Source organism: Glycomyces tarimensis, assembly GCF_054776215.1.
Genome location: NZ_BAAHCB010000049.1, coordinates 1 through 1,515, shown reverse-complemented (window position 1 = coordinate 1,515; position 1,515 = coordinate 1). Strand labels below are relative to the sequence as shown.

The following is a 1,515-nucleotide window of genomic DNA, read 5'->3' as shown; positions in this document are numbered from 1 at the left end:
CTGTGTGGGCGATCGGCTCGGCGGAGGGGGCAGTGGGAGGTGGGGCGGGGATCTTCCCGCACTGCGGGTTCGCGGCGGCCCACGCTGGGCGGTTGACCTTCGTGGTGGCGGCGCCGTTGGGTGGTGGCGGGTCGCTGGTGCTCGGGCATTTACCGGCGGTGTTCGGGGATGTATCGCACCGGAAGCCGTAGTCCGAATTCGTCGAGCTGCGCGGCGAACCGTTGCTCATCAAGCATCGCGTACCAGCCCACTGTGCCTACGGCGCTCTTGCGCAGGCCACGCCCGGCCCGACGCAGTTGCTTGCCGAAGAGCCTCGCTTGGCGTTCCCGATCAGCGGCAGTCAAGCTTGCCTGCCTGCGTCTGACAGCTACATGAATCCACCGCGTACGCCCTGCCGCCGTCACCTGGGCATGTTCGATCAGGTCGATGCCTTCGATGTCCTTCCACGCGACGGTGATGGGCCGCCCCCAGTACTGCGGGATCAGGATGAGCGCTTCGGGAGTGAGCCGTGCGACCGGCCAGAACGCCAGGGCACGAGGCGCTGCGGTGGCGAAGACGACCACGGCGAGCCCGGCCCAGACATAGCCCAGGACGATGCCCCACAGCGCGACTGATGGCACCACGGTGATGACCTGGAGGAAAAGGTATCGGAGAGTGAACGAGCGGCGCGGCCGGTTCAGAATCCACATGAGGTCAAAGCCTGTTCACAACGGCAACGGGGGTCAAGACGACCCTAATCGATAACAGCCCGAACGCTGCCGCAACGGTACCGTTCAGCCGAAGAACTACCGGTGATGTCGGGTGACCGACAGCGAACGGCAACGGACTCATGGATCGCTTGAGGATGTGAGCACTCAAGCAATCAAAGAGCGACCACTGCCGCGCTTCGAGCACAGGACCGGCCTGGACTTGGAGCAACTGCTCTACCTCGAACAAGACGTGGCACAGCGGATCGCATCCCTGGCAGCCGCGAACCGGGCGCCACAAGGACTCGACCTGTTCGACGCGATCATCGCCACACTGATCTACCTACGCCACAACACCATCCAAGCCAGCATCGGCGAACACGCCCGCGTCTCGCAGGCGACGATCTCGCGCTATATCGAAACGCTCGAGCCGGTGGTCGCATGTTGTCTGGACGGCCTGGCCCTCGAACGCCAGAGTCGCGCGGCCCGTGGCGACCTGGTCATTGACGGGTTCCTCTTCCCCACCCGTGACCTGACCACACCAGCCGGGCTGTTCTCCGGCAAACACGACACTCCGGGCATGAATGCGCAGGTCATCTGCGATCGCCATGGCCATATCATCGATGCCGGAGCGCTCCTGCCCGGCTCGACCCATGACGCACGGGCCTTCCGCGAATCCGGGCTGGCCAAGACCTACGAGCAGCACCTGACCGGGGCAGGCCCAAGCCTGATCGGCGATTGCGGCTATGTCGGCGTGGTACCGCTGACTCCGCACAAGAAACCCGAGTACCGCGAGCTGACCATCGCCGAGCGGCTGTTCAACCGACAG

The 1,515-nt window shown here is 64.8% G+C and carries 2 protein-coding genes; one reads left to right on the top strand and one right to left on the bottom strand.

Annotation, left to right across the window (positions count from 1 at the left end; translation table 11 throughout):
• Positions 1–149: 149 nt before the first annotated feature.
• Positions 150–689, bottom strand: coding sequence for a hypothetical protein (locus tag ACYVK3_RS21810; protein WP_460499463.1), 540 nt, complete (start codon positions 687–689; stop codon positions 150–152).
• A gap of 112 nt (positions 690–801) precedes the next feature.
• Here ACYVK3_RS21810 and ACYVK3_RS21805 point away from each other — a divergent pair.
• The coding region (locus ACYVK3_RS21805; RefSeq protein ID WP_460499462.1) for a transposase at positions 802–1,515 on the top strand (714 nt) is incomplete at its 3' end.